5 protein-coding genes are annotated in these 5302 nt (G+C 68.2%); 1 reads left to right on the forward strand and 4 read right to left on the reverse strand.

Features of this window, described 5'->3' with window-relative positions:
- From pnp to AC1D01_RS19600, 4 genes are all read right to left on the reverse strand, one after another.
- Positions 1–1741 (reverse strand): polyribonucleotide nucleotidyltransferase (gene pnp / locus AC1D01_RS19585; protein WP_477869198.1); only part of this gene is annotated, 1741 nt, incomplete at its 3' end.
- Positions 1742–1948: 207 nt separating this feature from the next.
- Positions 1949–2218: a 30S ribosomal protein S15 gene (gene rpsO, locus AC1D01_RS19590; RefSeq protein WP_047502936.1), complete on the reverse strand. Its 270-nt coding sequence runs from the start codon at positions 2216–2218 to the stop codon at positions 1949–1951.
- Positions 2219–2345: 127 nt separating this feature from the next.
- On the reverse strand, positions 2346–3512 hold the full coding sequence (locus AC1D01_RS19595; RefSeq protein ID WP_477869200.1) for a pyridoxal phosphate-dependent aminotransferase: 1167 nt from the start codon (positions 3510–3512) through the stop codon (positions 2346–2348).
- On the reverse strand, positions 3509–4807 hold the full coding sequence (locus tag AC1D01_RS19600) for a branched-chain amino acid ABC transporter substrate-binding protein (protein ID WP_477869202.1): 1299 nt from the start codon (positions 4805–4807) through the stop codon (positions 3509–3511). Before AC1D01_RS19600 ends, AC1D01_RS19595 begins: the two co-directional genes overlap by 4 nt.
- Before the next feature lie 93 nt (positions 4808–4900).
- On the opposite strand from AC1D01_RS19600, the gene AC1D01_RS19605 reads away from it, so the two are divergent.
- The coding region (locus AC1D01_RS19605; protein ID WP_477869204.1) for an Hsp20/alpha crystallin family protein at positions 4901–5302 on the forward strand (402 nt) is incomplete at its 3' end.

Genomic DNA, 5302 nt, shown 5'->3' on the forward strand with positions numbered 1-5302 from the left:
GCGCACGGATGGTCGCGCCGCCCTTGCCGATCACGTCACGGATCTTCTCCGGGTTGATCTTCATCGTGTACAGGCGCGGTGCGAACTGCGAGACCTCGGTCTTGGCTTCGCCCATCGCTTCGGTCATCTTGCCGAGGATGTGCAGGCGGGCTTCCTTGGCCTGCGCCAGTGCGACCTGCATGATTTCCTTCGTGATGCCCTGGATCTTGATGTCCATCTGCAGCGCGGTCACGCCGGCGGTCGTGCCGGCCACCTTGAAGTCCATGTCGCCCAGGTGATCTTCATCGCCGAGGATGTCGGTCAGCACGGCGAAGCGGTTGCCGTCCTTGATCAGGCCCATCGCGATGCCGGCGACGTGCGCCTTCAGCGGCACGCCGGCATCCATCAGCGCGAGGCAGCCGCCGCACACCGAGGCCATCGACGACGAACCGTTCGATTCGGTGATCTCCGAGACCACGCGCATCGAGTACGGGAACTCGACGCGGTCCGGCAGCACTGCCACCAGTGCGCGCTTGGCCAGGCGACCGTGGCCGATCTCGCGGCGCTTCGGGGTGCCGACGCGGCCGGTTTCGCCGGTGGCGAACGGAGGCATGTTGTAGTGCAGCATGAAGTGCTCGCTGAACTCGCCGGCGAGCGCGTCGATCTTCTGCGAATCGCGGTCGGTGCCGAGCGTCGCGGCGACCAGCGCCTGCGTCTCGCCACGGGTGAACAGCGCCGAACCGTGCACGCGCGGCAGCACGCCGTTGCGGATCTCGATCGCGCGCACGGTGCGGGTGTCGCGGCCGTCGATGCGGGGCTCGCCCTGCAGGATCTGGCTGCGCACGATGCGTGCTTCGATGTCGAACAGCACGTTGTCGACCTTGACCTTGTCGTACTCGACGCCCTCAGCCGTCAGCGCGGCCAGCACCGAAGCGGTGGCTTCGCGGGTGGCTTGCGTGCGGGCCTGCTTCGAGCGGATCTGGTAGGCGGCGCGCAGCTTCTCTTCGGCCAGCGCGGTGATCTTGCCGATGAAGGCTTCGTCCTTGGCGGGCGCAGCCCAGTCCCAGGCCGGCTTGCCGGCGTCACGCACCAGCTCGTTGATCGCGGCGATGGCGATCTTGCTCTGGTCGTGGCCGAACACCACGCCGCCGAGCATCACTTCTTCGCTCAGTTGCTGGGCTTCGGATTCGACCATCAGCACGGCGGCTTCGGTGCCGGCGACGACCAGGTCCATCTGCGAGTCGAGCAGCTGGGTCTTGCCCGGGTTCAGCACGTACTGGCCGTTGACGTAGCCGACGCGTGCGGCACCGATCGGGCCGTTGAACGGGATACCCGAGATCGCGAGCGCGGCGCTCGAACCGATCAGCGCGGCGATGTCGGCCGAGACTTCCGGGTTCAGCGACACGACGTGGATGACGACCTGGACTTCGTTGTAGAAGCCTTCGGGGAACAGCGGGCGCAGCGGGCGGTCGATCAGGCGCGAGGTCAGCGTCTCGAGTTCGCTCGGGCGGCCTTCACGCTTGAAGAAGCTGCCGGGGATCTTGCCGGCGGCATAGGTCTTCTCGATGTAGTCGACCGTCAGCGGGAAGAAATCCTGGCCCGGCTTCGCGTTCTTCGCACCGACCACGGTGGCGAGGATCACGGTGTCTTCGATGTTGACCAGCACGGCACCGCTCGACTGGCGGGCGATCTCGCCGGTTTCCAGCGTGACCGAGTGCTGGCCCCATTGGAAGGTCTTGGTGAYTTTGTTGAACATGCTCATGTCATTTCTCCGGTTTGTTGTCAGCGCCTCGTGAGGGCGGCGCGCTTGGACCCGGAACTGCGGCAACCTGGCGCGATGCCATTCCAGCAGCGCTCACGAGTGGAACGCGGGTGGAATGACACATCGTCATCTGTGGGTGCTCAGCTCCAAAAGCGCAAAGAGCCTGTGCTGGAGGATCCAGACAGGCTCTCGGCTTTCATTCGCGGATTACTTGCGCAGACCCAGCTTCTGGATCAGCGCGGTGTAGCGGTCGGCATCGGTCTTGCGCAGGTAGGCCAGCAGGCTCTTGCGGGTGTTGACCATCTTCAGCAGGCCGCGGCGACCGTGGTGGTCTTTCAGGTGCAGCTTGAAGTGGGGGGTCAGCTCGTTGATGCGGGCGGTCAGCAGGGCCACTTGCACTTCGGGGGACCCGGTGTCGTTGGCGCTGCGGGCATTGGCCTTGACGATCTCGGCCTTGTTCAGATCTGCGACGGACATGTCAGTTTCCTGATGTTCCCGCCAGGTTCGTGGGCGGGAGGTTGCTACTTGCGGTCGCGGGTGAAACTGACCCGCGCCGTGCGATTTGCTTCACGCTCTGATGGGATCAGGACGCAAAGCCCGTCGATTATAGCCTCAACGCGCGTTTCAGCCGCTCCACCCCTTCGACGAGCCGCGCCGGGTCGCGCGACGCGAAGCACCAGCGCAGCCAGCCCTCGGCCTCGTCGCCGAAGGCCGCACCCGGCGCCAGGCCCAGCCCGACGCCGGTGACCAGCCGCTTGGCCAGCGCCAGCGAATCGTCCTCGCCGTCGACGCGGAAGAAGGCGTACATGCCGCCGGCCGGCATCGCGAGCGTGACGCCCGGCAGCGCCTGCAGGCGCGGCACCAGCGTGTCGCGGCAGGCCTTCAGCCGGCCGATCAGCCCCGGTACGAAGGCGTCGGCCCCCCGCAGCGCGGCGATGCCGGCCTGCTGCACGAACACCGGCGCGCACGAGGTGTTGAACTCGATCAGCTTGCCGATGTCGGCCGTCAGCGCCGCCGGCACGACCAGCGAACCGAGCCGCCAGCCGGTCATCAGGAAGCTTTTCGAGAAGCTGTGCGCCACCACCAGCCGGTCGTCGGCCTCGGCGATGTCGAGGAAGCTCGGCGCCGCATGGCTCGACCCAGAGACAAGGCCCGCCTCGTAGTACAGCCGCTCGTAGACCTCGTCGGCGACGATCCAGGTGCCGGTGCGGCGGCAGTGGTCGAGCACCGCCTGCTGCTCGGCGCGGGTCATCGTCCAGCCGGTCGGGTTGTTCGGCGCGTTGACCAGCAGCAGCCGGGTGCGCGGGGTGATCGCGGCCAGCAGGCGCTCGAGATCGAGCTGCCAGGCGCCATCGCGCACCTGCAGCGAGACCCGCTTCACGTCGGCCCCCAGGATCGCAGGCTGCGCGGTGATGTTCGGCCACACCGGCACGACGGCGACCACTTCGTCGCCGGCGCCCACCAGCGCCTGCGTCGCGATCATCAGGCCGTTGACGCCCGACGACGTGACGGCAATGCGCTCCGGCCCGACCGGCCGGTGCAGCCCGCTCGCATAGCCCGCCAGCGCCTCGCGCAGGGCCGGCAGCCCCAGGTTGTGCGCATACGCCGTCTCGCCGCGCCGCAGCGACGCGACCGCCGCCTCGGTCACGAAATCCGGCGTCGGCTCGTCGCTCTCGCCGAACCAGAACGGCAGCACGTCGGCACGGCCGATCGCCGCATTCGCGACCTCGCGGATCTTCGAGGCCGGCAGGTTTTCGATCACGGATCTCATGGTCGCTCCATCGCACAGCGGTGCGGCATCTCGGTCTGGGTTTCGGTGAGCTGCAGCACGGTCTTGAAGCCGTAGCCCGAGCCCTCGTTGTCGAAGCGCACGCCGGGGCTGCCGACGCGCTGCATCACGCTGACGACCAGCGGCTGCTCGAACTGGTGGTCGCCGGCGCGCATCGTGCCGCGGTGGAAGCCGCCGAGGTGGCGCGGGTCGAGCTTCAGGCCTTCGAGCGCACGCGCCACCGCCAGCGGGTCGGCGCTGCCGGCCTTCTCGATCGCGGCCGCCAGCATCTCGACCATCGCCTGCATGCGCATGTGCACGTAGTCGTCCTGCGGGTTCGGAAAGCGCTCGCGGAAGGCTGCATAGAACCTGTCGGAGGCCGCGCCGCCCAGGTTCGGGTGCCACTCGGCCACCGCCAGCACGCGGTCGACGCCGGCATCGCCGATCGCCGCCGGCGCGCCGAGCGCGTTGCCGTAGAAGGTGTAGAAGCGCGCGTCCAGCCCGGCCTCGCGCGAGGCGCGGATCAGCAGCGTCAGGTCGTTGCCCCAGTTGCCGGTGAGCACCGCCTGCGCGCCGCTCGCCTTGATCTTCGCGGCGTACGGCAGGAAGTCCTTGATGCGGCCGAGCGGGTGCAGTTCGTCGCCGACGATCTCGATGTCGGGCCGCTTGGCCGCGAGCAGCACGCGCGCCTGGCGCAGCACGCCCTGGCCGAAGCTGTAGTCCTGGCCGATCAGGTAGACCTTCTTCACGCGCGCATCGGCGGCCAGCACGTCGGTCAGCGCCTGCAGCCGCATGTCGGCATGCGCATCGAAGCGGAAGTGCCAGAAGCTGCACTTCTCGTTCGTCAGCGCCGGGTCGACGGCCGAGTAGTTCAACAAGATCGCGCGCCGCGCCGGCTCGCGCTGGTTGTGCTTGTTCAGCGCGTCGACCAGCGCGGCCGCGGTGGCCGAGCTGTTGCCCTGCATCACGAAGCCGATCTGCCGGTCGATGGCCGAGCGCAGCAGCGACAGTGCCTCTTCATTGCTGCCCTTGCTGTCGAAGCGCACCAGCTCGAGCGGATGGCGGCCATCCGGCAGGCTCACGCCGCCGCGCTGGTTCACCCGCTCCACCGCCCACAGCAGGTTGCGGTACACCGCCTCGCCGGCGTTCGCGAAGGCGCCCGACAGGCCTTCGATCAGCGCGACGCGCACCGGCTCGGCGGCGGGCGGCGAGGCCGGCGCCGCAGCTGCCGGGCCCGCCACCGCCGCCAGCCCTGCCAGCACCGCGCCGCAGCGCCTGACCCAACGCACGATCTTCATTTTTCAACCCACTTGAAAACAAAAATGCCGCTCCAAGTTTCAGCGGCATGGTTGCTGCGCTGTGCAGCGATTGAATGGATTGTAGGAGCCATCATGTTCGTTCTGACCCCCTCGCTGTCGTCGCGCCGTGCCACCTCGCTCGAGCGCGCTTTCGATCACCTGTTCGCCGACCGGCTGCCCCCGGCCCCGGCCCAGCCGCGCGTGCCCGCACTCGACGTCGTCGAGAGCGACACCGCGTACACGCTGACGCTCGACCTGCCGGGCCTGTCGAAGGAGCAACTGAAGGTCTCGGTGGAAGGCCGCCGCGTGACGCTGGAAGCCGGCGACGCGAAAACTGCCGATGCCAGGGAAGGTGAACGCGTGCTGTACCGCGAACGCAGTGCCGCGCACTACGCCCGCACGGTCGCGCTGCCGGCCGAAGTGGACCAGGCCAACTCGAGCGCGAAGTTCGAGAACGGCGTGCTGACGCTGACGCTCGCCAAGCGCGTGCCGACC

This window comes from Rhizobacter sp. P3_B12 (assembly GCF_056402895.1).

Coding starts and splice junctions, on each gene's coding strand:
- AC1D01_RS19595 (WP_477869200.1), bottom strand. CDS start 3,512: ATGAGATCCGTGATCGAAAACCTGCCGGCCTCGAAGATCCGCGAGGTC.
- AC1D01_RS19600 (WP_477869202.1), bottom strand. CDS start 4,807: ATGAAGATCGTGCGTTGGGTCAGGCGCTGCGGCGCGGTGCTGGCAGGG.
- rpsO (WP_047502936.1), bottom strand. CDS start 2,218: ATGTCCGTCGCAGATCTGAACAAGGCCGAGATCGTCAAGGCCAATGCC.